We start from the raw sequence: 24548 nt of genomic DNA on the forward strand, positions 1-24548 counted from the left end.
ACGTACGATCGAACGGTGTCCGGTAGCACCTCCCCTTCGATGAACTCTTCCCGTCGCGGCCGCCGCTCCTCCACCATGGGCGGCATGCCGCTCAACGACATGCCGTGGTGGCGCTGGCGCGCCAATGTGCGCTCCGCGCTGCACATGCTCTCGGACCCGGGCTTCCACGAGACGACCTGGCTGGCCGGCCAGGAGGGGTACGGCGACGTCACCGACGCCGTCTACCGCCTCGTGGAGGACACCTGGCTGGACAGCTGGTCCGCCGAGAAGTACGTGGGAACGATCTTCCGCGACTCCGGCGAGGCCGCCCTCGTGGACGTCGCCGTGCTGAGGGTGCTGCGGATCATGCACCAGGTCGGCGCGGACGCGCCGGTCTCCGCGTTCATGGAGCACCACGCCTGGCCGGAAGCGGTCCGCGCGGCCCGCGAGGCGCACGTACGGATGGCCGTGGCCGACGGGGAGGACCCGGACGCCCCGCCGCGCTCCCTGGAAGTGCTCCGCATCATCACGCGTTCCGCCTGACGGACCGCGGCCCTGACCGCCCCCGCGCGTGTGGCAGGCTAGGCGAATGACCGACCAGTACGTCCTCACCCTCTCCTGCCCCGACAAGCAGGGCATCGTGCACGCCGTGTCGAGCTATCTGTTCATCACGGGATGCAACATCGAGGACAGCCAGCAGTTCGGAGACCGTGACACCGGTCTCTTCTTCATGCGGGTCCACTTCTCCGCCGAGGCGCCGGTCACGGTGGACAAGCTGCGCGCGAGCTTCGCCGCCGTCGGCGACTCCTTCGGGATGGACTGGCAGATCAACCGGGCCGACGAGCGGATGCGCGTGGTCCTGATGGTGTCGAAGTTCGGGCACTGCCTGAACGACCTGCTCTTCCGCTCCCGGATCGGCGCGCTGCCGGTCGAGATCGTCGCCGTGGTGTCCAACCACACCGACTTCGCCGAACTGGTCGGCTCGTACGACATCCCGTTCCGCCACATCCCGGTCACCAAGGACACCAAGCCGCAGGCCGAGGCCGAGCTGCTCGACCTGGTCCGCGAGGAGAACGTGGAGCTGGTCGTCCTGGCCCGCTACATGCAGGTGCTCTCCGACGACCTGTGCAAGCAGCTGTCCGGCCGGATCATCAACATCCACCACTCCTTCCTGCCGAGCTTCAAGGGCGCCAAGCCCTACCACCAGGCGCACGCCCGGGGCGTGAAGCTGATCGGCGCCACCGCGCACTACGTGACGGCCGACCTCGACGAGGGCCCGATCATCGAGCAGGAGGTCGAGCGGGTGGGCCACGAGGTGACCCCGGACCAGCTCGTCGCCATCGGGCGGGACGTGGAGTGCCAGGCGCTGGCACGGGCCGTGAAGTGGCACGCGGAGCGCCGCATCCTGCTCAACGGGCGCCGCACGGTCGTCTTCGCCTGAGCCTGAGCCGGAGCCGCGAGGCCCGGAGGCACGAGGTCCGAGCCCCGGAGGCCCTGAGTCCCGAGGGGCCCCGGGCCGGTTCTACATGCGGCTCAGCGAGGCCGCCGCGAACAGCACGTCGCGGATGGCCTCGCGGTCCCCGTCCTGCCCGGCCGCCGCGTCCTGCGGCGGCACCTGCCCCGCGACCAGCTGGCAGAACTCGACGCCGTCCATCGCCACCTGCGCCACCGCGCGGTCCGGGGAGCCGAGCGCGGCCGGCGAGTCCAGGGCGATGTACCAGTGGCCGCCGCCCGCGCCCTCGATCTCCAGGTGCACCGAGCGGCCCGGCGCACCGGCCGTCACCAGCTCCCGCGGCGGGCCCGCGAGCCCGGTGCGGCGCCGGTCGGCGAGCGCCGCCGGGAGCAGCCGCGCGGCCAGGTCGATCATGCCGTGCAGATGGCTGCCGCTCGGCGGGTCGTACGGATAGGCCACCGCCTGCGCGATGTCCTCGGCGTGCCGCCAGCACTCGAAGGCCCGCTCCAGGAGCGAGTCCTTCAGCGGCAGCGCGAAGTCCCCGTAGGTGACCGTGAGGTCCGCCACCCCGCGCCCGGCGAAGGACACCGTGCGGATCAGGGTGTGGGTCTGGTCCCGCCACGGCTCGCGGATCGCCCGGGTCACCGGCCGCCCCGCGGCCTGCCAGTACGCCTCCGTGCGCGCGGCCGGCGGCAGCTCGTCCACCGCGCCCAGCGGATCGTCGAGCCCGAGCGAGGCCGCCACCAGGCCGTCCACGGCGAGCAGGTGCCCGATCACTCCGGCCACGGTGGTCTTCCGCTGCACCGGCCGCTCGCCCTCGAACCAGCGCAGCCGCACCGGCGCGTGCCACTCCGCCTCGCCGATGTCGCGCAGCAGCGCGTCGAGCCGGGCGGTCTCCGCGTCGTACGGAGTCGCCCAGGCCGGCACCGGGATGCGGGCCGGGCGGCGGCCCAGACAGTTCTCCAGGACCCGCGAGCGCAGCAGCGGATCGAGGTCCAGCTCCCGGTCGGCGTGCAGCAGCCCCACCGCGTCGCGCAGCCGCAGCGCCTCGTCCGCGCACGGGGCGCACTCGGTGAGGTGCTCCTCGACGGCCCTCGTCTCCTCGGCCGAGCAGGCCGAGAGCGCCCAGGCGCCGAGCAGCGACTTGAGGATGCGGTGCGGCAGTTCGGGCACGGGGGCCGGGTCGGGCTCGGGCTCGTCGAAGGGCCCCGGCTCGGGCTCGTCGCGGTCGGACCCGGACCCGGACCCGGGCTCGGGAGCGGGCTCGCCGAAGGGACCGGGGCCGGGCTCCGGTGCGTACGCCGCCGGCTCCTCCGGCTCCTCGTACCCGCCGCCGAACGGCGAGGTCAGGTCCGCGTGGTCGTCCGCCGAGCGGCGCGGGCCCGGTATCCGCGGCGCGCGTGCGACCTCCTCGGGGTCGTCGTCGGCCCGGCTCACGGCGTCCGCCCGTAACCGCCGCCGCCCGGCGGCGACCCCTCCAGCGGGCGGGTGTGGGCGGTGGAGAGCAACTGGAGCCCGAGCCGCAGCCGGCGGCGTGCCTCGTCCTCGGTGACCCCGAGGTCGGCGGCGGTCTGCCGGTAGTCGCGGCGCTGGAAATAGGCCAGCTCCAGCGCCCGGCGCAGCGGCGCCGGCATCGAGGTCACGATGTAGTCGGCGCGGGCCGCCACGGTGGCCCGGCGGACTTTCTGCTCCAGCTCCTCCGCCGAGCCCTCGCCGCTCTCCGCGAAGGCCATCGCCTCGGTCTGCCGCAGCCGGTGCACGGCCTGCCGCTGGGTGAGCCGGGCCACCCAGGAGCGCATGTTGCCCTGCTTGGGGTCGTAGGCGTCCGGGTTCTCCCACACGTAGCCGAAGACCTCGCGGGTGACCTGGTCGGCGGCCTCGTCGTCGTCGAGCACGCGGTGGGCCAGGCTGTGCACGAGGGAGGCGAAGCGGTCGTAGAACTCGCCGAGCGCCGCGGCCTCGCCGCGCGCCAGACGCTGCTGCATCCTGCGGTCCCAGCGCGGCGGTGTGTCCTTCGTCGCCATTCCACACCTTCCCCGACCCGACTCCGGAGTCCAACGTAGTGCGCCGGGCCCCGGAGCACGATGCTTTGCCGCAAGTGCCCCCTTGACGGGCACGGTGGATGGTAAGGAAAGCGACAACCCGGGCCGCGGGGGTTTCGGCGCGGTCTGCGGGGGCAGCGGGAGGGGACAGGAAGGCACCCCTCCGTTTGATCGCTCCGGTGATTCCCCCACGTCTGAAAGGCGCCGCCCGTGACGATCCAGGTCGACGAGGACCGGCAGGAACCATGGACCGTGCTGCGGATCAGCGGAGAGCTCGATCTCGTGACCTCCCCGCTGATCCGCAGACGCCTCCACGAGGCCGTCGCCGGCGGCCGGCACGACGTGGTCCTCGACCTCTCCGCGGTCCGCTTCTGCGACTCCAGCGGCGTCGGCGTGCTCGTCGCCGCCCGCCGCCTCATGCGCTCCTGCGGCGGCCGGCTCCGGCTGATCCTGCCCGCCCGCGGCGCGGAGGACGGCGCCCACGTCAACCGGGTCCTCGCCGCGCTCGGCGTCCGCCGCCTCTTCGAGGTGTACGCGGACGTCCCCGCCGCCCTCGACGGCGACGCGGCCCCGCTGTCCGCCTGACCCGCCCGCGTCCAGGTCCGGGCTCGCGCCCGCGCCCGGGGAACGAGGCGGAATCCTCCTGAAGTCGTACGCGGACCGGGGAAGCGGGCCCGATCGTAGAAGCGTGCATGACACGGGGGAAACGCAGAACGAGAAGGAACGGCCGGGCGCCGACGAGCCGACGAGGACGGTCCGCACGGTCGTCGGGGTCTCGGTGGCGGTCGCCGTCGCCGCGCTGGTCCTGGGCGTCCTCTGGGCGCTCGACTGGCCCCGCCACCTGTTCCTCGGATACGTGGCGGTGAAGCTCGGCATCAAGGGCGGTCTGCTCGCCTTCGCGGGCGTGATCGGGCTCGTCGCGTGGTGGCGCGAGCGGCGCGCCAAGCGCGAGGGGAAGCCGCTCGCGAAGTCCGAGGAGCCGTCCGAGGAGCCGTCCGAGGGGCCGTCCGACGGGCCGCCCGAGAAGCCGGCGGCCACGGACCGCACGGACTGAGGGCCGCCGGGCGGGTCACGCGTACCGCTCGCGCAGCTGGTACTTGAGCACCTTCCGCAGCGTCTCGTTGCGCGGCAGGGCGTCCACCAGCTCCAGTTGCTCGGGCAGTTTGAAGACGGAGAGCCCGGCCTCGCGGAGGAAGGCGGTGACCTCGGCGAGGGTGAGCGGGGCCGCGCCCGGCGGCTGTTCGACCACGGCGCAGACCCGTTCGCCGCGCTCGGGGTCCGGCAGGCCGATCACGGCCGCGTCGCCGACGCCCGGGTGCGCGTGCAGCAGGTCCTCGATCTCCTTGGCGGAGATGTTCTCCCCCTTGCGGATGATGACGTCCTTGAGCCGGCCAGTCAGCACCAGGTGCCCGTCGGGCGTGAGGTGCCCGAGGTCGCCGGTGATCAGGAAGCCGTCCTCGTCGAAGGCGGCGGCGGTCTGCGCCGGGTCGAGATAGCCCCGGCACACCGCCTCGCCGCGCAGCCGCACCTCGCCGTTCCCGGCGATGCGTATCTCCATCCCGGCGGGCGGCCGGCCTTCGGTGGTCGCCAGGTTCTCGGCGGTGTCGCCCGGGTCGCCCATGGTGATCATCGGGACCTCGGTCATGCCGTAGCCGTGGGTCAGCTGGCAGCCCAGCTCCTTGCGCACGGCGTGGTAGATCTCGGGCGGCTTCGGCGCCCCGCCGCCCGCGAGCAGCCGCAGGGTGGGGATGATCGGCTCGTCCGGGCGCTTGCGCTGCTCGGCGAGGAACATCGAGTAGAAGGCGGTCGAGCCGCCGGCCACCGTGACGCCGTGCCTGCGGTACTCCGCCAGTGCCTCGGGCAGCGCGAACTGCTCGAACATGACCGCCGGGAACCCGTAGAGCAGCAGCATCACCGTGTAGTCGGGCCCGGCGATGTGCGCGTACGGGAAGGCCATCGAGCCGACGTCCCGCTCGCTCAGGTGCAGCGCGTGGGCCAGGCACGAGCCGCCGGCGATCAGCGAGCGGTCGGTGTGCAGCACGCCCTTGGGGTCCGACGTGGTGCCCGAGGTCCAGTAGATCCAGCGCACGGCGGTCCCGTCGGCGGGCGGGGGCGGGAGCACGGCCGGGTCGCCGTCGGGCATGCGCTCCGGCTCGTACGCCTCGAAGACCCCGCGCGCGCCGAGCCGGCGGGCCATCTCCGCGTGGTCGAAGCCGCGCCACACCCCGGGCACCGCGAAGAACTCGGCGCCGGACTCGCGCAGCGCGAAGCCGACCTCCTTGTCCCGGTAGAACGGGATGACCGGGGTCTGTACGGCGCCGAGCCGGGCCAGCGCGAAGGACAGCACCGCCGTCTCGATCCGGGTCGGCAGCTGCCACGCCACCACGCTCCCGGCCCGCACCCCCATGCCGTACAGCCCGGCGGCCACCCGCTCGGCCCGGTCGCGCAGTGCGCCGAAGGTGAGGACGCGGTCCCCCTGGAGGAGCACGGGCCGCCCGGGGGTGAGGGCGGCCCGGCGTTCGACGAGCTCCCAGAGCGTGCGGGACGCGCCCAGGGCGTGTGCGGTCTCGGTCGCGGCCGCGGTCGGTGTCTCGGACTCGGGCATGCCCTGCTCCTTCTGGCTGACGGATCGTCAGATCGTGCGGAGAGCGTAGAGGGGCGGTCCTTGTCGGTCCAGAGGTGCGGGGATAGCCTGGCTCCGACATGAGATCTGACGATCCATCAGATTCATTGGGTCCCTGGAGGGGTCATGCCGGAACTGCCCCGCATCATCAGCGTCGACGACCACGTGATCGAACCCGCCCACCTCTTCTCCACCTGGCTCCCCGCCAAGTACCGCGACCGGGGGCCCCAGCCGCTCACGGCCGGGATCGGGGAGCTCGCCTACGTCGGCGGGAAGTACCAGATCACGATGGACCCCGACGGGCCGCCCACCGACTGGTGGATCTACGAGGACCTGAAGTTCCCGTACAAGCGGAACATCGCCGCCGTCGGCTTCGACCGCGACGACATGACCCTGGAGGGGATCACCCGCGAGGAGATGCGGCGCGGCTGCTGGGACCCCCAGGCGCGGCTCGCCGACATGGACCTCAACCACGTCGAGGCCTCGCTCTGCTTCCCCACCTTCCCGCGCTTCTGCGGGCAGACCTTCGCCGAGGCCAAGGACAAGGAGGTCGCCCTCGCCTGCGTGCGCGCCTACAACGACTGGATGGTCGAGGAGTGGTGCGGGGACAGCGGCGGCCGGCTCGTCCCGCTGTGCATCATCCCGCTCTGGGACATCGACCTGGCCGTCGCCGAGATCCGGCGCAACGCCGCCCGCGGGGTGCGGGCCGTCACCTTCTCCGAGATCCCCACCCACCTCGGACTGCCGTCCATCCACTCCGGCTACTGGGACCCCTTCTTCGCCGTGTGCCAGGAGACCGGGACCGTGGTCAACATGCACATCGGCTCCAGCAGCCAGATGCCCGCCGCGTCCCCCGACGCCCCGCCCGCCGTCCAGGCCAGCCTCAGCTTCAACAACGCGATGGCCTCGATGATGGACTTCCTCTTCAGCGGCGTCCTGGTGAGGTTCCCCCGGCTGAAGCTCGCCTACAGCGAGGGCCAGATGGGCTGGATCCCCTACGCCCTGGAGCGCGCCGACGACGTCTGGGAGGAACACCGCGCCTGGGGCGGGGTGCGCGACCTGGTCCCCGAGCCCCCGTCCACGTACTACTACCGGCAGATCTTCTGCTGCTTCTTCCGCGACAAGCACGGCATCGCCTCGCTCGACGTGGTCGGCCGCGACAACGCCACCTTCGAGACCGACTACCCGCACGTCGACTCGACCTTCCCGCACACCAGGGAGGTCGCCCTCGACCACGTCCAGGGCCTCGACGACGAGACCGTCTACAAGCTCATGCGCGGCAACGCCATCCGCATGCTCGGCCTGGACCTCGACCGGGACCGGCGCTGATGGAGCTCGCGTACACGGAGGAAGAGGAGGAGTTCCGGGCCGGGCTCCGGGACTGGCTGGGGCGCGAGCTGCCGAAGCTGCCCGGCCGGCCCGACCCGCTCGACTGGCCCGCCCGCCGCGCCTACGACTGCGGCTGGCAGCGCCGGCTGTACGACGCCGGGTACGGGCACGTGCACTGGGACGCCTCCCCGACCCAGCGGCTGATCTTCCTGGAGGAGACCGAGCGGGCCGGCGCGCCCTACGTCGGCGCCAACTTCGTCGGCCTGCTGCACGCCGGGCCCACCATCGCCGCCGAGGGCACGCCCGAGCAGCGCAAGCGCTGGCTGGAGCCGGTGCTGCGCGGCGACGAGGTGTGGTGCCAGGGCTTCAGCGAGCCCGAGGCCGGCTCCGACCTCGCCGCGCTGCGCACCCGGGCGGTCCGGGACGGCGACCACTACGTCGTCACCGGCTCGAAGATCTGGACCTCGCACGCCGAGGTCGCCGACTGGTGCGAACTCCTCGTCCGCACCGACCCCGACGCCCCCAGGCACCGCGGCATCAGCTGGCTCGCGATGCCCATGGACGCCCCCGGGATCACCGTCCGGCCGCTGCGCACCCTGGCCGGCTCCGCCGAGTTCGCCGAGGTCTTCCTCGACGAGGTGCGCGTGCCCGTCGACCACCGGGTCGGCGCGGAGAACGACGGCTGGCGGGTCACCATGGTCACCCTCTCCTTCGAGCGCGGCACCGCCTTCGTCGGCGAGGTCGTCGCCTGCCGCCGGGTGCTCGGCGAACTCGCCCGCGCCGCCCGCGAGAACGGGCGCTGGGACGACCCGGCGCTGCGCCGCCGGCTCGGCCGGCTCGGCGCCGAGTTCCAGGCGCTGTGGCGGCTCACCCAGTGGAACGTCAGCGAGGCCCAGGCCACCGGCGGCGTCCCCGGCACCGGCGGCTCCGTCTTCAAGCTGCGCTATTCGCACGCCCGCCAGGAGCTGTACGACGCGGCCGCCGCCGTCCTCGGTCCCGACGCGCTCGACCTGGACCGCGCCTGGAACCTGGACCGGCTGTCCTCGCTGTCGTACACGATCGCCGCGGGCACCTCGCAGATCCAGCGGAACATCGTCGCCGAGCGCGTCCTCGGCCTGCCGAAGGGCCGGTGAGGCACCCGTGGACTTCCGGCTGACCGAGGACCAGCGGGCGCTGCGGCGGGGCGTACGGCAGCTCCTGGAGCGCCGCTTCGGCGGTGAGCGGCTCCGGGCGGCCGTCGACGCGGGCGGGGTGCTCGACCGGGGACTGTGGCGGGAGCTCGGCGCGGCCGGGTTCTTCGCGCTGCGGCTGCCGGAGGAGGCGGGCGGGGTCGGGCTCGGGCTGCCCGAGGCCGTGCTGCTCTTCGAGGAGGCCGGCCGGGCGCTGCTGCCCGGGCCGCTGGTCGCCACGCACCTGGCGGCCGGCGCGGTGCCGGGCGCCGCCGAGGGGGAGACGGTGGTCACCACGGCCGACGGGGAGTTCGTCGAGTGGCTGGACGCCGCGGACACGGTGCTCGGCGCGGCCGGGGGCGCCGTGCCGATCCGGTCCGTCGACCCGCTGACCCCGCTGCACCGGCTGCCCGGGGGGACGCCCGGGGCCGTACGGGGACCTGGTTCAGGCGCGCTCGACGCGGACCTGGTCGCGCTGCTCACCGCCGCCGAACAGCTGGGCAGCGCCGCCCGCAGCACCGAACTGGCCGTCGCCCACGCCCGTACCCGCGAGCAGTTCGGACAGCCGGTGGGCGGCTTCCAGGCGGTCAAGCACCTGTGCGCGGAGATGCTGGTGCGGACGGAACTGGCCCGGGCGGCGGTCTACGCGGCCGCCGTCACCGGCGACCCGGTCGAGATCGCCGGGGCCCGGCTGCTCGCCGACGAGGCGGCGGTGGCCGGCGCGCGGGACTGCCTCCAGGTGCACGGCGGCATGGGCTTCACCTGGGAGGCGGAGGTGCACCTGCACCTGAAGCGGGCCTGGGTGCGCGCCGAGCGGGGGCTCTCGGGGGCGGCGGCGGAGGAGCGGGTCGCGGCCGCCCTGTAGTGCTCGCGTCACTCAGCGTCGATACCGTGTTGTGTCCTTCGCGGGGGTCGTCACGCGCCGGAGTCGGTCCTCCGCTCCGGTACGCTCCGTGGGATGCGAGTGCTTGTGGGCCCGGATCGTGCCGGTGCCGTCGATGCGGCGGCTCCGGGGCCGGGAATGCCCGCCACTCGCGCCCCGCGTTCGAGTCCTCGCGGCGGGCGTCGCACAGTATGGACCATGCGTACTCCTTCGCGCTGGAATATGCCCGAAGCGCTTGTTGCCGTGACTGTACGTCAACCATGCTGTCTCACAAGGGAATCACGTTCCGTAAAGGTGTGTCCGCCGGTTCGGATGGTGTGAACGGTGCAGGTGCTTCAGGTGCAGTTGGAGGTCGGGCCCGACCCGGCCGAGGTGGGGCGGGCCCGGCGCTGGGCGCGTTCGCGGCTGGCCGGGTCCGGCATAGAGGAGGACGAGCCGCTGGCGGAGACGCTGGTGCTGCTCATCTCCGAGCTGGTCACCAACGCGGTCGTCCACACGGGGTGTCCGGCCGTGCTGCGGATGCTGTTCGGCGGCGGCGGGGTGCGGGTCGAGGTCGCCGACGCGAGCGACCGGCCGCCGAGACCCCGGCACGCCGAGGGCGAGGACACCAACGGGCGCGGCCTGGAGCTGGTGGACGGGCTCGCCGACCGGTGGGGCTGGCAGCGCGAGGGCGCGGGCAAGAGCATCTGGTGCGAGGTCGACCGGGCGCCGGCGGCGGACGCCGTGGCGCCGGTGTCACCCGGTCGGGTGTGGTGTTGACGGTTCGTGGCGCATTGATCACCCTGGGGTGAGCGATTCGTTCCGCGAGGGGAGTCGAGGGGCGGCCCTGCCGTGCCCTCGACGGGCGCGGGTCGTGACGGGTGGCGGCCCCCGTGCCGTGCTCGGGGCGCGCGCGAGCGGGCCGCCACCCGCGGAATCGCCCCCCGGCGCGATCACCTTCGCCGCGGCCGTTCCCTACAGCACCGCCACCGGTGCCACCGGCGTTCCCGTGCCGCCCACGAAGGGCTCGGGCATCGCGGAGAGCAGGAAGGCGTACCGCCGCTCCTGTGCACAGGCTGTGGACAACTCCTCCAGATTCCAGTTCTGGCCCTGCAGCATGCCCATCTCGACCAGGTCGAGGGCGTGCACCGGCAGCCACAGGTTCTCGATCTCCGGCGGGAAGATCTCGAAGGTGAGCGTGTCGTTGGCGACCGCCGCCACGTCCCGGGCGTGGAACCACTCGGGGGTACGGACCGACAGGCCGGGCGACGGGAAGGCGTAGCCGTGCCGGTCCCCGGCGAGATACGCCTGGATCTGCCCGGTGCGGACCAGCACGACGTCGCCGGGGCGCACGGTCACCCCGCCGAACTCGGCCGCCTCGTCGAGGTCCTCGGGCGTCACCGCGTGGTCCCCGGGCAGCCGGTCCACTCCCTTGGCCGCCGCCACGTCGAGCAGCACCCCGCGGCTCACCACGTGCCGGGCGGTGTGGATGCCGCTGAACTCCGAGCGCCCGTGCGGGGTGACGGTCGCGGCCGGGCGTCCGTTGTAGATCCGGCCCGAGTGCGAGACGTGGGTGAGGGCGTCCCAGTGGGTGCCGGCCTGGAGGCCCATGGTCACCGCGTCGTCGCTGGTGGCGACCGTGCCGGGGCCGAAGAGCTCCTGGTTGATCTGCACCATGACGTGCAGCGGGTTGACCCGGCCCGGGATCATGCCGGTCTGCACGCCGTCCTGCTTCAGGTCGACGGCGAGCGGGACCCGCCGCCCGGTCCGGACGGTCGCGGCGGCCTCCCGTACCACCTCGTCGGTGATCAGGTTGAGGGTGCCGATCTCGTCGTCCCGGCCCCAGCGGCCCCAGTTGTTGACGCGCTCGGCGATCTCGTGGAACTCCGGCGGCAGGGCGTCGGGTGCGGACATCGGGCACCTCCGGGGTCTTGTTCTCCGGTATCTGACGGGTCGTAGAATTCCGACGACGCACGAATCTAACGGACCGTCAGAAAGCGCGGGAAGGGGCCGGGCGTGGGGAACTTCTTGGCAGGGAAGGTCGTCGCCGTCACGGGCGCCGGGCGGGGGATCGGCCGCGCGGTCGCCCTCGCCTGCGCCGCCGAGGGAGCGAAGGTCGTCGTCAACGACTACGGGGTCGCCATCGACGGCGGCGAGCCGAGCAGCGAGGTCGCCGAGGCCGTCGTCAAGGAGATCGAGGCCGCCGGCGGGGCCGCCGTCGCCGTCGCCGACGACATCTCGACGATGGCGGGCGGCCAGCGGATCGTCGACGTGGCACTCGCCGAGTACGGGCGGATCGACGGCGTCGTGTGCGTGGCCGGCATCCTGCGCGAGCGGATGCTCTTCAACATGTCCGAGGAGGAGTGGGACCCCGTCGTCGCCACCCACCTCAAGGGCACCTTCACCGTCTTCCGGGCCGCCGCCGCCGTGATGCGCCGCCAGGGCTCCGGCACCCTCGTCGGCTTCACCAGCGGCAACCACGCGGGCTCCGTCGCCCAGGCCAACTACTCGGCGGCCAAGGGCGGCATCATCTCGCTGGTCCGCAGCGCCGCCCTCGGCCTGCACAAGTACGGCGTCACGGCCAACGCCGTCGCCCCCGTCGCCCGCACCCGGATGTCCGCCAACGTACCGATGGAGCTGAAGGAGATCGGCGAGCCCGAGGACGTGGCCGCGCTCGTGGTCTACCTGCTCTCCGACCGGGCCAGGGCCGAGCGGATCACCGGCCAGGTCTACACGATCGCCGGCCCCAAGATCGCCGTCTGGGCCCAGCCCCGCGAACTGCGCGCCGGCTACGCGGAGGGCGGCGCCTGGACCCCGGACCGGATCGCCGACTTCCTGCCGGGCACGGTCGGCATCGACCCGATGCCGATGCTCCGGCAACTGGAGGAGATGGCCCGCGCGGCGGCGTCCGGCGCCCGCCCCAACGCCCAGGGGAGCGGCGCCCGCCCGGCGTCCGGAGCACAGGAGAACGGCGCGAAGGAGAACGGCGCGAAGGAGAACGGTTCATGAGAGGCGTCGTCTTCGACGGCAAGGAGGTCCGGGTCGTCGCCGACCTGGAGGTCCGTGACCCCGGACCCGGCGAGGTCCTGGTCGGCATCCGGGCCGCCGGCCTGTGCCACAGCGACCTGTCCGTGGTGGACGGGACCATCCCCTTCCCCGCGCCCGTCGTCCTCGGCCACGAGGGCGCCGGGGTGGTCGAGGCCGTCGGCCCCGGCGTCACGCACGTCGGGCCCGGCGACCACGTCGCCCTGTCCACCCTCGCCAACTGCGGCGCCTGCGCGGACTGCGACCGCGGCCGGCCCACCATGTGCCGCAAGGCCATCGGCCGCCCCGGCCGGCCCTTCTCCCGGGCGGGCGAGCCGCTCTTCCAGTTCGCCTCCAACTCCTCCTTCGCCGAGCGGACCGTGGTCAAGGCCGTCCAGGCCGTGCGGATCCCGGCGGACATCCCGCTGACCTCCGCCGCCCTCATGGGCTGCGGCGTCCTCACCGGCGTCGGCGCCGTGCTCAACCGGGCCCGGGTGGACCTCGGCGAGACCGTCGTCGTCATCGGCACCGGCGGCATCGGCCTCAACGTCATCCAGGGCGCCCGGATCGCCGGGGCCGGCACCATCGTGGCCGTCGACACCAACCCGGCGAAGGAGGAGACGGCCCGCCGCTTCGGCGCCACCCACTTCCTCGGCTCGGCCGACGCCGTACGGGAGGTGCTGCCCGCCGGCGCCGACCACGTCTTCGAGTGCGTCGGCCACACCGGCCTCGTCCGCACCGCGATCGACCTGCTCGACCGGCACGGCCAGGCCGTCCTGCTCGGGATGACCGCCCCGACCGCCGAGGCGAGCTTCCCGCCCGCCGCGATGTTCCTCGACAAGGCGATCCTGGGCTGCCGTTACGGCTCCTCGCGGCCGCAGCGGGACATCGCCCGCTACGCCGAGCTGTACCGCGCGGGCCGGCTGCTGCTCGACGAACTCGTCACCGCCACCTACCCGGTGGAGGAGTTCGCACGGGCCGTCGCGGACGCCGAGCAGGGCAAGGTCGCGCGGGGCGTGCTCACCTTCTGACCCCGGACGGGAGGGGCCCGCGCTCCGGCCGGGCCCCCGCTCCGGCCGGGGCCCGCGCTTCGGCTGGGCCCGCGCTTCGGCCGAGGCCGGCGCTTCGGCCGGGGTCCCCGCTCCGGCCGGGGAGGGTGCTCGGACCGGGGCGGGTGCTCAGGCCGCCGGCGCGCCGTCCGTCGTCGTGCGGAAGGTGCGCCGGTACGCGGTCGGCGTGACCCCGATCGCCGCCTGCAGGTGCGTCCGCAGCGACTGGGCCGTGCCGAAGCCGGCGTCCCGGGCGATCCGGTCCACGGGCAGGTCGGTGGACTCCAGGAGGTGCCGGGCCCGCTCGACGCGCTGCTGGGTGAGCCACTGGCCGGGGCTCACCCCGACCTCCTCGCGGAAGCGCCGGGTGAAGGTGCGCACGCTCATCGCCTCGCGCACCGCGAGGTCGCGCAGCTGGATCGGCTCGTGCAGGTGGGCCAGTGCCCAGGCGCGCGCCGCCGTCGTGGTCGAGAGCCCCGGCTCGGGCACCGGCCGCGCGATGTACTGCGCCTGCCCGCCGTCCCGGTGCGGCGGCACCACCGTGCGCCGGGCCACCTCGTTGGCCACGGCCGCGCCGTGGTCGCGGCGCACGATGTGCAGGCACAGGTCGATCCCGGCGGCCACCCCGGCCGAGGTCAGCACGTCCCCGTCGTCCACGAACAGCACGTCCGCGTCCACCCGCACCCGCGGGAACAGGCGCTGGAAGTGCTCGGCGGAGGCCCAGTGCGTCGTCGCCGGGCGCCCGTCCAGGAACCCGGCCGCCGCCAGCACGTACCCGCCGGTGCAGATGGAGACCAGTCGGGTGCCGGGCCGCAGGTGCGCGAACGCCGCCGCGAGCTCCTCGGTGAGCCGCCCCTCCTCGTACACCGGCCCCAGCTCGTACGAGGCGGGTACGACCACCGTGTCGGCGGCGGCCAGCGCCTCCGGGCCGTGCTCCACGTGGATGGCGAAGTCGGCGTCGGTGCGGACCGGGCCGGGGGCCGGGGCGCAGGTCACGATCTCGTACAGCGGCCGGCCCTCCGGGTCCTTGGCGCGGCCGAAGATCCGGTGCGGGATGCCGAGTTCGAAGGGCAGCAGGCCGGGCAGGGCGAGGACGGCGACGCGGTGCGCCCGCATGCGGACTCCCTCCGCTGGAACAGGGGCGGTCATAAACAGTGGTGGTCCAGACCACCTTGCTGGTACGAGTGTGTGCTCGTGACGGACAACACGTGCAAGGACACCACGTACAAGTCTGAGGCCCCCGGGCGGATTCCCGAAGGGGACCCCGCTCCGGCCGGGCCGGCCGCGCCGCCGCCCGCGCTCTGGAACCGTAACTTCCGGCTCTTCTTCGTCGCCCGCGCCGTCGCCGTCCTCGGCGAGGGCATGGTCCCGGTGGCCTTCGCCGCCGGACTCCTCGGCGCCGGGCACTCCGGCTCCGCCGTCGGCTACGCGCTCGGCCTGTGGACGGCCGCCTTCGCCGTCTTCGTGCTCTTCGGCGGCGTCCTCGCGGACCGCTTCACCGCCCGCCGGATGATGGTCCTCGCCGATCTGCTGCGGCTGCCCGGGGCGCTGCTCCTCGCGGTCGCCTTCGCGCTCGGCAGCCCGCCGCTGTGGGCGGTGTACGTGCTGTCCGCCGTCGCCGGCGTCGGCGCCGCGCTGTTCCAGCCGGGCGTCGCCTCCACCATCCCGCGGATCGCCCCCGACGTGCAGCGGGCCAACGCGGTCCTGCGGGTCGTCGAGGCCCTGATGACCATGGCGGGGCCCGCTCTCGCCGGCCTGCTCGTGGCGGTCTGGAACGCGGGCGCGGCCTTCGCCGTGAACGCCTCGACCTTCGCCGTCAGCGCCGTCTGCTTCCTGCTGCTCCGGGTCGCCCCGGTGCCCTCCGACAGCGCCGAGCGCGGCTCGCTGCTCGCCGAGATGGCGCTCGGCTGGCGGGAGTTCCGGGCCCGCAGCTGGCTGTGGGGGGTCATCGCGATCTGGACGGTCTACGGCCTGACGGTCGCCGGGCCGATGGTGCCGCTCACCGCGAGCCTGGTCACCGAGGAGTACGGCTCCGCCACCTACGGCGTGCTGATGGCCGTGAACGGCGCGGGCAGCGCCGCCGGCGGGCTCCTCGCGCTCCGGCTGCGCCCGGTGCGCCCGCTCGCGGCCGGGGCGGTGGCCCTGCTCGGCCTGCCGGTGAACCTGCTGCTCCTCGGGTCGGGGGCGCCGGTGCCGCTGCTGCACGCGGGCTCGTTCCTGGCGGGCGCGGCCTTCGCCTTCTGGCTGGTGATGTGGTCGACCTCGGTGCAGACCCACGTGCCGCAGGACGCGCTGAACCGGATGCACGCCTACGACGTGGCCGGATCCCTGCTGATGATGGGCGTCGGCCGGGCGCTCTCGGGCCCGGTGGCGGCCGTGGTGGGCACGGAGCGGGTGCTGCTCGCGGGCTCGGCGATCGCGGTGCTCGTGGTGGCGGCGCTGCTGGTGGTGCGCCCGATCAGGACGCTGCCGAGGGTGTGAGGGGCGGGGTGGCGGGCGCACAGGGCCTTGGCCCGATTCTTTGGAAAGCTGTCGTTCGGGCCAATGGTGGGGGCCGGGCGCCCGGCCGGATGCTGGGTGACGTGACCCAGACAACCGAGACCCCCGCCCCCACCCGCGAGCCCGCCGGCCCCCGCCGCACGCCCCGCGTCCACCGCGCGTGGTTCGTCGCGGCCGTCACCTTCGTCACGATCATCGGCGCGGCGGCCTTCGCCTCGCTCCCCGGACTCCTCATCGAGCCGCTGCACGGCGAGTTCCACTGGTCGCGGGGCACGATCGGCTTCGCGGTGTCGGTGAACCTCGCGCTCTACGGCCTGACGGCGCCGTTCGCCGCCGCGCTGATGGACCGCTTCGGCATCCGGCGGGTCGTCGCCGCGGCCCTCTCGGTCATCGCCGCCGGCTCGCTGCTCACCGTCTGGATGACCGCCGCCTGGCAACTGGTCGTCTACTGGGGCGTGCTCGTCGGTCTCGGCAGCGGCTCCATGGCGCTCGCCTTCGCCGCGACGGTCACCAACCGCTGGTTCACCGCCCGCCGCGGCCTGGTCACCGGCATCCTCACCGCGGCCGGCGCCTCCGGGCAGCTGATCTTCCTGCCGCTGCTGTCCTGGCTGGTCGAGCGGCACGGCTGGCGCCCGGCCGCCGTGACGGTCGCCCTGGCCGCGCTCGCCGTCGTCCCGTTCGTCTGGCTGCTGCTCCGCGACCACCCGGCGGACGTGGGGCTCGCCCCGTACGGCGGGGAGTACGCGGAGAAGCCCGCGCCCGTCACCGGCGCCGCCCGCCGGGCCGTCACCGTCCTGTTCCGGGCGGCCCGCACCGGCCCCTTCTGGCTCCTCGCCGGCACCTTCGCGATCTGTGGCGCCTCGACGAACGGCCTGGTCAAGACCCACTTCGTGCCCGCCGCGCACGACCACGGCATGCCGGTGACGGCCGCCGCGGGACTGCTCGCCGTGATCGGCGTCTTCGACGTGGTCGGCACGGTCGCCTCCGGCTGGTTCACCGACCGCTTCGAGGCCCGCCGGCTGCTTGCCGTCTACTACGCGCTGCGCGGCGTCTCGCTGCTCTTCCTGCCGATGCTGCTGGCGCCCGCGGTGCACCCGCCGATGCTGTTCTTCATCGTCTTCTACGGCCTCGACTGGGTCGCCACCGTCCCGCCCACCATCGCCCTGTGCCGCGAGCACTACGGCGAGGACAGCGCGATCGTCTTCGGCTGGGTCCTCGCCTCCCACCAGGTCGGTGCCGCCGCCGTCGCCTTCGCGGGCGGCGTGGCCCGCGACGTCTTCGGCTCGTACGACGTCGTCTGGTACGCCTCGGGCGCCCTGTGTGCGGCGGCGGCCCTGATGGCCCTGGTGATCCGCCGCGGGGCGGCGTCGACGCCCGCCGTGAAGCCGGCCTGACGAGGCGTTCCGAAGAGGCGCCCTATCCCTGAAAGCGCCCGAACCGCCCCCGGTGGAAGAGCAGCGGGTCGCCGCCCTCGGGCGTCGCGCCCAGGGCCTCCACGCGGCCCACCACGATCAGGTGGTCGCCGCCCGTGTGGACGGCGGCGATCGTGCAGTCGACCCAGGCCGGGGCGGCCGGGAGGCGGGGGGCGCCCGTGGCGGGGGCCGGGGTCCAGTCCACGCCCGCGAACTTGTCCGCGCCGCTCACCGCGAAGCCCCGGCACAGGGCGGCCTGGTCCGCGCCCAGGACGTTCACGCAGAAGCGGCCCGCGCGGGCGATCCGCGGCCAGGTGGTGGACGTGCGGGCCACCATGAAGACGACCAGCGGCGGGTCGAGCGACAGGGAGGCGAAGGACTGGCAGGCGAAGCCCGTCGGTCCGGCCTCGTCCAGGGCGGTGACGATCGTGACGCCGCTCGCGAAGTGCCCGAGGACGCGCCGGAACTCGGCCGCGTCCACGGGGGCCCGCTCGTCGTCCCGTACGGCGCGCAGGGCGGGCCGGGGGAGGGGCTCCACGGCCGTGGGCGCACCGGCCGACCTGAGGTATCGGACGGCGGTGGCCGCCATCCCAGCGTGTCCCATCATGTCCGCCATTGAAGCTGACGGTGCGTCAGATGAGAAGCCCCGTGCGGCCCGCCGCCTACTCCTCCGTGACCGCCGCCTCGTACGCGAGCAGCGTGTCCACGAACAGCCGGCGCTGCTCCGGCGTCAGCGGCGCCAGCGCCGTGCGCCAGGCCGCCGCGCCCGGCGCCAGCCAGGCGGTGATGGCGGGCTCGTGGGCCTGCGCGATCCGGACGATCCGCCGCCGCCGGTCGCGGTCGTCCTCGCGCCGCTCCAGGACGCCCTTCCGGCTCAGGTCGCCGACCAGCAGGCTCGCCGTGGTCGGGGCGACCTCCAGGCGGGCGGCGAGCTCGTTGACCGACATCGGGCCGTCGAGGAGCAGCAGGGCGAGCAGGGAGAGGTGGCGCGGGGCGAGCGCGAGCGAGCTCAGCGCCTCGGGAGCCGGGATCCGCTTGGCGCGGCCGACCAGGCGGGGCATGAGCAGCAGCAGTTCGCGGACGGTGTCGTCGACGTTTCCGGGCATGCGCCGGCAGCCTCCCGATTTACCTTTGATGTCAAAGGTGTTTTACTGGCAAAGCGAAACCCCCACCATCGTACGGAGGTTTGTCATGCCGCACTTCACCGTGCAGATCACCGAGGACAGCCTGGACGGCACCGTCGAGGCCCCGCTCGTCCGCTCCCTCGCCGACGCCGTCGGATCCGTCTACGGCCCGGACTTCCGCCGGCTCGTCGGCGTCGACCTCATCGGCGTCCCCCGCGCCCGCCGGGGCGTCGGCGGCGAGCCGCTGCCGGCCGGTGCCCACCAGCCGCTCGTCACCCTCAGCATGCGCGAGGCCGCCTACCACCTGCCCCAGGTCCCCGACGCCCCCGCCCGCCTGGTCGCCGCCACCACCGACGCGCTCGCCGCCGTCCTCGGCGAGGAGGTGCGCGGGCAGACCGTCGTCACCATCGAGGGCGTCCCGGACGGACGCACCGGCGTCGCCGGCGCCGTCGCGTAACGGCCGCCGACGGGCCCGCCGCCCACCCCCTCGTACGCGGCGTCCCCGCCCCCGCCCCTCGTGCGGGGCGTCCCCGCTACCGCCCCTCGTACGACGGCGCCCGCCGCTCCACGAAGGCCGCCACGCCCTCCTGGGCGTCCCGGGTCGTCATGCACAGCTCCTGCGCCGCCGCCTCCGCCGCGAAGGCGGCGGCGCGGTCGGTGTCCAGGGAGGCGTTGACCAGCTGCTTCGTGAGGGCCAGGGCGCGGGTGGGGCCCTGGGCGAGGCGCTCGGCCCAGGCGCGGGCGGTCTTCTCCAGGTCCTCCGCCGGGACCACCCGGTTCACCAGGCCGAGCGCCGCCGCCTCCGCCGCCGGCAGGGCGTCGCCGAAGAACATCAGCTCCTTCGCCCGCTGCGGCCCCACCAGCCGCGGCAGCAGATACGCCCCGCCGCCGTCCGGCACGATCCCGCGCCGGACGAAGACCTCCACGAAGGCCGCCGACTCCGCCGCGAGCACCAGGTCGCAGGCGAACGCGAGGTGCGCGCCGATCCCGGCCGCCGTCCCGTTCACCGCCGCGACCACCGGCTTCTCGCAGTCGAGGACCGCCTCGACGAAGCGCTGCGCGCCCCGCCGGATCATCCGGGCCACGTCGCCCTGCACCCGTTCCCCGCCCGCCGACGGCCCGCCGCGCAGGTCCGCGCCCGCGCAGAAGCCCCGGCCGGTGGCCGTGATGACCACCGCCCGCACCGCCGGGTCGGCGGAGGCCTCGGCGAGCAGGGCGACGATCCGCTCCCGCTGGTCCCAGGTGACCGCGTTCATCGCCTCCGGCCGGTTGAGCGTGATCCACGAGACGCCGTTCTCCACGGCGTGCAGCACCTCGGTCACGACGCGGCCCCCTCCCGGCACACCGCGAGCGCGTCCAGGGCCACCGCGCCCTGCCCGCGCGGCAGCACCATCAGCGGATTGATGTCCAACTCGGCGAGGTCCCCGTCCAGTTCGAGCGCCATGCGCTGCACCCGCAGGACCACCTCCACCAGCGCGTCCACGTCCGCCGGCGGCGCCCCCCGCACCCCGTCGAGCAGCGCCCGGCCGCGCAGCTCGCCGAGCATGGCGCGGGCCTCGCGCTCGCCGAACGGCGGCACCCGCACCGCCGCGTCGTTCAGCACCTCCACCAGGACCCCGCCGAGCCCGACCGTGACCGTCGGCCCGAAGAGCGCGTCGTGCGTCACGCCCACCACCATCTCGACCCCGCGCCCCACCATCTGGCAGACCAGGACGCCGTCCAGGTCGATGCCCTCGTAGCGGGCGATGTCGGTCAACTCCCGGTAGGCGTCCCGGATCTGGCTCGCCGAGGTCAGCCCGACCTTCACCAGGCCCAGCTCCGTCTTGTGGGCGAGCCGCGGCCCCGAGGCCTTCATGACGACCGGGTAGCCGACCAGCCCGGCCGCCCGCACCGCCGCCGCCGCGCTGGTCACCAGCTGCTCGCGGGGCACCCGTATCCCGTACGCGCGCAGCAGCTGCTTCGCCGCGTGCTCGCTGAGCCGGTGGCCCGGGCGCATCAGGGCCCGCGCCTTGCGCAGGGACGGGGACGGGGTGCGCGGGGCCTCGTCGAAGGGCGAGCGGTAGCCGGTGGTGAAGCGGTGGTGGTCGAGGTAGGCCTTGACGGCGCCGATGCAGTTGCCGAAGGTGCGGAAGGTGGCGACCCGGGAGGAGCCGAGCAGCGTGGTCCGGTAGGCCTCCTCGGTGCCGACCGGCGAGCCCCACACCACGCAGACCAGCTTGTCGGTGCGCTCGGCCGCGTCGACCAGGTCCTGCGCGAGCCTGTCGCTCATGGGCGGGAAGGGGCCGGTGATGGGGCAGATCAGCACCCCGACCGCCGGGTCGTCGAGGATCGCGTCGATGATCTTCCGGCCGCGCCAGTCGCCCACCGGGTGCCCGCCGTTGTCGACCGGGTTCGCCACGCTCAGGTAGTCGGGGATCCACTGGTGCAGCTCGTCCTGCTTGGCCTCGGAGAGCGTCGGCAGGCTCAGCCCGGCGGCCGTGGCGAGGTCGGAGAAGTGGGCGCCGGTGCCGCCGGAGATGGAGTAGACGACGACCCCGTCCGCGACCGGCGGGCGGGCCCGGGCGAGCAGCGCGGCGGTGTCCTGGAGCTGGTCGAGCCCGTCGACCCGGATCACCCCGAACTGGCGCATGGCCGCGTCCACCACCTGGTCCGCCCCGGTGAGCTTGCCGGTGTGAGAGGCGGCCATCCGCGCGCCGGCCTCGGTGCGGCCGACCTTGACGGCGACGACGGGCACCCGGTTGCGCGCGGCCTGGTCGGCGGCGAGCAGGAAGGACCGCCCGTCCTTGAGCCCCTCCACGTAACAGGCGATGGCCCCCACCTCGGGCCGGTGCGCGAAGTACGAGATGAAGTCGGCGGTCTCCAGGTCGGCCTCGTTGCCGGTGGGCGCCCAGTGCGAGAGCCGGACGCCCAGCTCCTGCAGGGTGAAGACCGGCCGGCCCTGGTGCCCGGACTGGGTGATCAGGGCGACGGCCGGTCCTTCCAGGTCCTCGCGGAAGCGCTCGAAGGCGTTGAGGTTGGTGTTGGGGCCGAGGAGGCGCAGACCGGAGCGGGCGACGGCGGCCGCGAGCCGCTCCTGGGCACGGGCGCCCGCCTCCCCGGTCTCGGCGAAGCCGGAGGCGAAGGCGACCGCGAACCGCACCTTGGACGCGGCGAGCTCCTCGATCACGGGGAGCGGGTCGGCCACGAGCAGCACGGCCAGGTCGACGGACCCGTCGAGTTCGGCGACGGAGGGCACGCAGGGGATCCCGAACACGGCGGTACGGGTCGGGTGCACCGGCACCACCCGCGCCCCGACCCGCCCGGCCCAGTCGAGCAGCTGCCGGGTGATCCCGGTGTTGGGCCGCCCCTCGGTGTCCGAGGCCCCGACCACCGCCACCACCTCGGGCCGGAAGAACCGGTCGAGGTCCGGCACCGGCGCGTGCAGCGGGCGCCCGCTGACGTCGGTGTCGCCCTCGACGGCGGCCACGCCGTGCACCACGGTCCGGTCGGGCTGCTCGCCGCAGGCGACGACCCGCGCCCGGAGGTCGGTGGTGAAGGTCCCGTGAGTCGATCCCAGCATCGTTCCGCACCGCCCATCCCGAAGACCGGAGCCGAGCAGCTCCCGGCTTGACCTGACGAACAGTCAGATTACTGAACTGATGGGCCGTCAGGAATAGGTCGTGCGGAAGCGGCGGCCGGGGAAGCCCGCGGGGCCCACGTCCGGCTCACCGCCTCCGCCAGCACCGCCGCCGCCCGGGCCACGAGCACGTCGTCGGGCTGCGCGTCCTCGGCGGGGCGGGTGGTCAGGACCGTCAGGACCACCGGAGGCCGACCGGGCGGCCAGGCGACCCCGGCGTCGTTGTTGCCGCCGTAGCGCCCGCCGCCGGTCTTGTCCGCCACCGTCCAGTCCGCCGGCAGGCCCTTGCGGAAGCGCTCCTCGCTGGTGGTGTTGGCGAGCAGCCAGCCGGTCAGCAGCCGCCGGTCGTCCGGCGCGAGCGCGTCGCCGAGGACCAGCCGCCCGTACGTGCGGCCCAGGGCGCGCGGGCTCGTGGTGTCCGTGATCCGCCAGGGCTCGGCCGAGTTCAGCTCGGGCTCCCAGCGGTCGAGCCGGGTGACCCGGTCGCCGAGCGAGCGGGCGAAACGGGTGATCGCGGTGGGGCCGCCCAGCTCGCGGAGCAGCAGGTTGGCGGCCGTGTTGTCGCTGTGGGTGATCGAGTACCGGCACAGCTCGGCCACCGTCATCCCGTCGTCGACGTGGTCCTCGGTCACCGGCGACCAGCCCGAACGCGTCACGTCCTGCTGCGTGTAGCGGATCCGCCGGGCCAGGAAGGCGCCGTCCCCGTCCAGGTCGCGCAGCACCGCCGCCGCGCCGAGGGTCTTGAAGGTGGAGCACATCGGGAAGCGCTCGTCCGCGCGGTACGTCACGAGCCGCCCGCTCCCGGTGTCGTGGGCGTACGCGCCGAGCCGGGCGTCGTGCTCCCGCTCCAGTGCGCGTAACCGCTGCCGGACCGGGTGGTCGGGGCCGGGGGCCGCCTGGGCGGAGGCGGCGGGCAGGGCGGCCGCGAGGGCCGCCCCGGCGCCTGCGGCGAGCACGGCGCGGCGGGATGTGGAGTCCATGGTCCGGTGCCTTTCGAACGGAAGATCGGTCCCGTCGAACCTACGGCGTGCGGACCGCCGGTCGGGCTACCGCGTCCGGCGTTTCGCGGGCTGGGCGATCCGGCGCGCGATCCGCTCCGCGTCGAGCGCCATCTCGCGGAACATCCCGCTGATCGGGTTGGTGAACCCGGTGAAGTACAGGCCGGGCGGGAGCGCCCTGCCGGTCACCGGCCGCCCGCGCTCGTCCAGCACCCCGAGGTGCCCGAGCAGCGGCTCCAGGGCGCGGCGGTAGCCCGTGGCGGCGATCACCGCGTCCGGGGTGATCCGGGAGCCGTCCGCGAGGACCACCGCGCCGTCCTCGAAGGACTCGACGGCCGCCACCGGCTCGACCGCGCCCGCCCGCACGGCGGCCACCAGGCCCACGTCCTGCACCGGGATCGCCCCGGCGCGCACCCGTGAGTAGAGCCCGCCCGTGGGCCGTGGCAGCCCGTGGGCGGAGAGGTCGGCCGTCATGAAGCGCCCGAGCAGCCCGGTGAGCCGGTCGACCAGGCCCACCGGGAGCCGGCGGATCAGGATGCCGCTGCGCTGGGTGGGCCAGCCGAGGGTGGAGCGGCGCACGATGTACGGGGGCGTGCGCACCGCGAGTCGGACCCGCGCGGCGCCACCGCCGGCCAGGTCCGCCGCGATCTCGGCCCCGGTGTTGCCGGCGCCGATCACGAGCACGTCCCGGCCCTCGTACGGGGCGGGGTTGCGGTACGCGCTCGCGTGGACCAGGTCCCCCTTCGCCGCGTACGCGTCGCGGCCCGGCCAGTCCGGCAGCCGGGGCGTGTGGTTGTAGCCGGTGGCGACCACCACGGCGCTGCCGACGAGCCGCCGCCCGCCGGTCGCGTGCAGCACCCAGCGCGCCTCCGCGGCGCCTGTGGCCCCCGAGGTGCCCGTGACCCCCGCCGCCCCCGCGGTCTCCTCCGTCGCCGCGCCCGGACGCTCGCGCTCGATCCGGTTCACCTCCACCCCGGTGACGATCTCCAGGTCGTGGAACTCCGCGTACTTCTCCAGGTAGCGCACCACGTCCGCGCGGGCCGGCCACCGGCCGAAGGAGCGCGGCATCCGCAGCCCGGGCAGCCCGGACAGGCGCCGGGTGGTGTGCAGCCGCAGCCGGTCGTAGTGGTGGCGCCAGGAGGCGCCGACGGCGTCGCTCTTCTCCAGGACGACGGCCCTTACGCCCCGCGCGCGCAGGGCGGCGGCGACGGCGAGGCCACCGGGGCCGGCGCCGACGACGTAGACGGGATGGGGCTGGGGGGTGACGGTCATGATTCCCGAGCGTAATGACGCGTACACGCCGTGGGTCTCGGTCAAGAGGGAGTTCGGTTGCGAATCGATCACGCCCGCACAGGTCTTGCGAAGAGGC

At 74.3% G+C, this 24548-nt stretch carries 24 protein-coding genes; 13 read left to right on the forward strand and 11 right to left on the reverse strand.

Features of this window, described 5'->3' with window-relative positions; genetic code table 11:
* Positions 1-75 precede the first annotated feature (75 nt).
* Complete coding sequence (locus tag ACIGW2_RS01575) at positions 76-522, forward strand: hypothetical protein (protein ID WP_356061318.1); 447 nt, start codon at positions 76-78, stop codon at positions 520-522.
* A gap of 46 nt (positions 523-568) precedes the next feature.
* Positions 569-1420 carry a formyltetrahydrofolate deformylase gene (gene purU / locus ACIGW2_RS01580; RefSeq protein WP_356061149.1) on the forward strand — a complete coding sequence of 284 codons (852 nt, stop codon included), beginning with the start codon at positions 569-571 and terminating at the stop codon, positions 1418-1420.
* A gap of 81 nt (positions 1421-1501) precedes the next feature.
* Here purU and ACIGW2_RS01585 read toward each other — a convergent pair whose 3' ends face one another.
* Both ACIGW2_RS01585 and ACIGW2_RS01590 read right to left on the reverse strand, forming a co-directional pair.
* The gene (locus ACIGW2_RS01585) at positions 1502-2869 is read right to left on the reverse strand and encodes a zf-HC2 domain-containing protein (RefSeq protein WP_399840537.1); all 1368 of its coding nucleotides are present in this window, start codon (positions 2867-2869) and stop codon (positions 1502-1504) included.
* A complete protein-coding gene (locus ACIGW2_RS01590) occupies positions 2866-3456 on the reverse strand; it encodes a sigma-70 family RNA polymerase sigma factor (RefSeq protein ID WP_356061153.1) in 591 nt (196 codons plus the stop codon). The genes ACIGW2_RS01585 and ACIGW2_RS01590 overlap by 4 nt, the downstream gene beginning before the upstream one ends.
* 228 nt (positions 3457-3684) lie before the next feature.
* Between ACIGW2_RS01590 and ACIGW2_RS01595 the strand changes: the two genes are divergently transcribed.
* Together ACIGW2_RS01595 and ACIGW2_RS01600 are read left to right on the forward strand one after the other, a co-directional pair.
* A complete protein-coding gene (locus tag ACIGW2_RS01595) occupies positions 3685-4059 on the forward strand; it encodes an STAS domain-containing protein (RefSeq protein ID WP_361574809.1) in 375 nt (124 codons plus the stop codon).
* Between the two features lie 103 nt (positions 4060-4162).
* Positions 4163-4528: a hypothetical protein gene (locus tag ACIGW2_RS01600; RefSeq protein ID WP_399840538.1), complete on the forward strand. Its 366-nt coding sequence runs from the start codon at positions 4163-4165 to the stop codon at positions 4526-4528.
* A gap of 15 nt (positions 4529-4543) precedes the next feature.
* Here the strand turns inward: ACIGW2_RS01600 and ACIGW2_RS01605 are convergent, their stop codons facing one another.
* Entirely contained in the window at positions 4544-6079 is a 1536-nt protein-coding gene (locus ACIGW2_RS01605) for a class I adenylate-forming enzyme family protein (protein WP_391653308.1), read from the reverse strand.
* Between the two features lie 144 nt (positions 6080-6223).
* On the opposite strand from ACIGW2_RS01605, the gene ACIGW2_RS01610 reads away from it, so the two are divergent.
* The 4 genes from ACIGW2_RS01610 to ACIGW2_RS01625 all read left to right on the forward strand — a co-directional run bounded on the left by ACIGW2_RS01610 (position 6224) and on the right by ACIGW2_RS01625 (position 10237).
* A complete protein-coding gene (locus ACIGW2_RS01610) occupies positions 6224-7426 on the forward strand; it encodes an amidohydrolase family protein (RefSeq protein ID WP_399840539.1) in 1203 nt (400 codons plus the stop codon).
* Complete coding sequence (locus ACIGW2_RS01615; protein WP_399840540.1) at positions 7426-8559, forward strand: acyl-CoA dehydrogenase family protein; 1134 nt, start codon at positions 7426-7428, stop codon at positions 8557-8559. The genes ACIGW2_RS01610 and ACIGW2_RS01615 overlap by 1 nt, the downstream gene beginning before the upstream one ends.
* A 7-nt stretch (positions 8560-8566) precedes the next feature.
* Positions 8567-9460: an acyl-CoA dehydrogenase family protein gene (locus ACIGW2_RS01620; RefSeq protein WP_399840541.1), complete on the forward strand. Its 894-nt coding sequence runs from the start codon at positions 8567-8569 to the stop codon at positions 9458-9460.
* 342 nt (positions 9461-9802) lie between these two features.
* Complete coding sequence (locus tag ACIGW2_RS01625; RefSeq protein ID WP_391653304.1) at positions 9803-10237, forward strand: ATP-binding protein; 435 nt, start codon at positions 9803-9805, stop codon at positions 10235-10237.
* Between the two features lie 195 nt (positions 10238-10432).
* On the opposite strand, the gene ACIGW2_RS01630 is transcribed toward ACIGW2_RS01625, so the two are convergent.
* Entirely contained in the window at positions 10433-11371 is a 939-nt protein-coding gene (locus ACIGW2_RS01630; protein ID WP_391653302.1) for a cyclase family protein, read from the reverse strand.
* Positions 11372-11473: 102 nt separating this feature from the next.
* Between ACIGW2_RS01630 and ACIGW2_RS01635 the strand changes: the two genes are divergently transcribed.
* Together ACIGW2_RS01635 and ACIGW2_RS01640 are read left to right on the forward strand one after the other, a co-directional pair.
* Complete coding sequence (locus tag ACIGW2_RS01635; protein ID WP_399840542.1) at positions 11474-12466, forward strand: SDR family oxidoreductase; 993 nt, start codon at positions 11474-11476, stop codon at positions 12464-12466.
* On the forward strand, positions 12463-13512 hold the full coding sequence (locus tag ACIGW2_RS01640; RefSeq protein WP_399840543.1) for a Zn-dependent alcohol dehydrogenase: 1050 nt from the start codon (positions 12463-12465) through the stop codon (positions 13510-13512). Before ACIGW2_RS01635 ends, ACIGW2_RS01640 begins: the two co-directional genes overlap by 4 nt.
* 147 nt (positions 13513-13659) lie before the next feature.
* Here ACIGW2_RS01640 and ACIGW2_RS01645 read toward each other — a convergent pair whose 3' ends face one another.
* Positions 13660-14646, reverse strand: coding sequence for a GlxA family transcriptional regulator (locus ACIGW2_RS01645; protein WP_391653299.1), 987 nt, complete (start codon positions 14644-14646; stop codon positions 13660-13662).
* Between the two features lie 78 nt (positions 14647-14724).
* Between ACIGW2_RS01645 and ACIGW2_RS01650 the strand changes: the two genes are divergently transcribed.
* Both ACIGW2_RS01650 and ACIGW2_RS01655 read left to right on the forward strand, forming a co-directional pair.
* Positions 14725-16011 carry an MFS transporter gene (locus ACIGW2_RS01650; protein WP_399840545.1) on the forward strand — a complete coding sequence of 429 codons (1287 nt, stop codon included), beginning with the start codon at positions 14725-14727 and terminating at the stop codon, positions 16009-16011.
* A gap of 89 nt (positions 16012-16100) precedes the next feature.
* The gene (locus ACIGW2_RS01655) at positions 16101-17423 is read left to right on the forward strand and encodes an MFS transporter (RefSeq protein ID WP_399840547.1); all 1323 of its coding nucleotides are present in this window, start codon (positions 16101-16103) and stop codon (positions 17421-17423) included.
* A 22-nt stretch (positions 17424-17445) separates the two neighbouring features.
* Here ACIGW2_RS01655 and ACIGW2_RS01660 read toward each other — a convergent pair whose 3' ends face one another.
* Both ACIGW2_RS01660 and ACIGW2_RS01665 read right to left on the reverse strand, forming a co-directional pair.
* Positions 17446-18057: a flavin reductase family protein gene (locus ACIGW2_RS01660; RefSeq protein WP_391653296.1), complete on the reverse strand. Its 612-nt coding sequence runs from the start codon at positions 18055-18057 to the stop codon at positions 17446-17448.
* 46 nt (positions 18058-18103) lie between these two features.
* Positions 18104-18547: a MarR family transcriptional regulator gene (locus tag ACIGW2_RS01665; protein WP_391653295.1), complete on the reverse strand. Its 444-nt coding sequence runs from the start codon at positions 18545-18547 to the stop codon at positions 18104-18106.
* A gap of 85 nt (positions 18548-18632) precedes the next feature.
* Here ACIGW2_RS01665 and ACIGW2_RS01670 point away from each other — a divergent pair, with 85 nt between their 5' ends.
* Positions 18633-19022 carry a hypothetical protein gene (locus tag ACIGW2_RS01670; protein WP_391653294.1) on the forward strand — a complete coding sequence of 130 codons (390 nt, stop codon included), beginning with the start codon at positions 18633-18635 and terminating at the stop codon, positions 19020-19022.
* A 76-nt stretch (positions 19023-19098) separates the two neighbouring features.
* On the opposite strand, the gene ACIGW2_RS01675 is transcribed toward ACIGW2_RS01670, so the two are convergent.
* The 4 genes from ACIGW2_RS01675 to ACIGW2_RS01690 all read right to left on the reverse strand — a co-directional run bounded on the left by ACIGW2_RS01675 (position 19099) and on the right by ACIGW2_RS01690 (position 24451).
* A complete protein-coding gene (locus tag ACIGW2_RS01675; RefSeq protein WP_399840548.1) occupies positions 19099-19887 on the reverse strand; it encodes an enoyl-CoA hydratase/isomerase family protein in 789 nt (262 codons plus the stop codon).
* On the reverse strand, positions 19884-22124 hold the full coding sequence (locus ACIGW2_RS01680; RefSeq protein ID WP_391653292.1) for an acetate--CoA ligase family protein: 2241 nt from the start codon (positions 22122-22124) through the stop codon (positions 19884-19886). The genes ACIGW2_RS01675 and ACIGW2_RS01680 overlap by 4 nt, the downstream gene beginning before the upstream one ends.
* A 68-nt stretch (positions 22125-22192) precedes the next feature.
* Positions 22193-23161 (reverse strand): class A beta-lactamase, encoded by a 969-nt coding sequence (gene bla / locus ACIGW2_RS01685; protein WP_399840549.1) that lies wholly within the window; start codon positions 23159-23161, stop codon positions 22193-22195.
* A 66-nt stretch (positions 23162-23227) separates the two neighbouring features.
* Positions 23228-24451, reverse strand: coding sequence for a flavin-containing monooxygenase (locus tag ACIGW2_RS01690; RefSeq protein ID WP_399840550.1), 1224 nt, complete (start codon positions 24449-24451; stop codon positions 23228-23230).
* Positions 24452-24548: the final 97 nt, after the last annotated feature.

This window comes from Streptomyces sp. NPDC053541 (genome assembly GCF_044544705.1).
Lineage (GTDB): Bacteria > Actinomycetota > Actinomycetes > Streptomycetales > Streptomycetaceae > Streptomyces.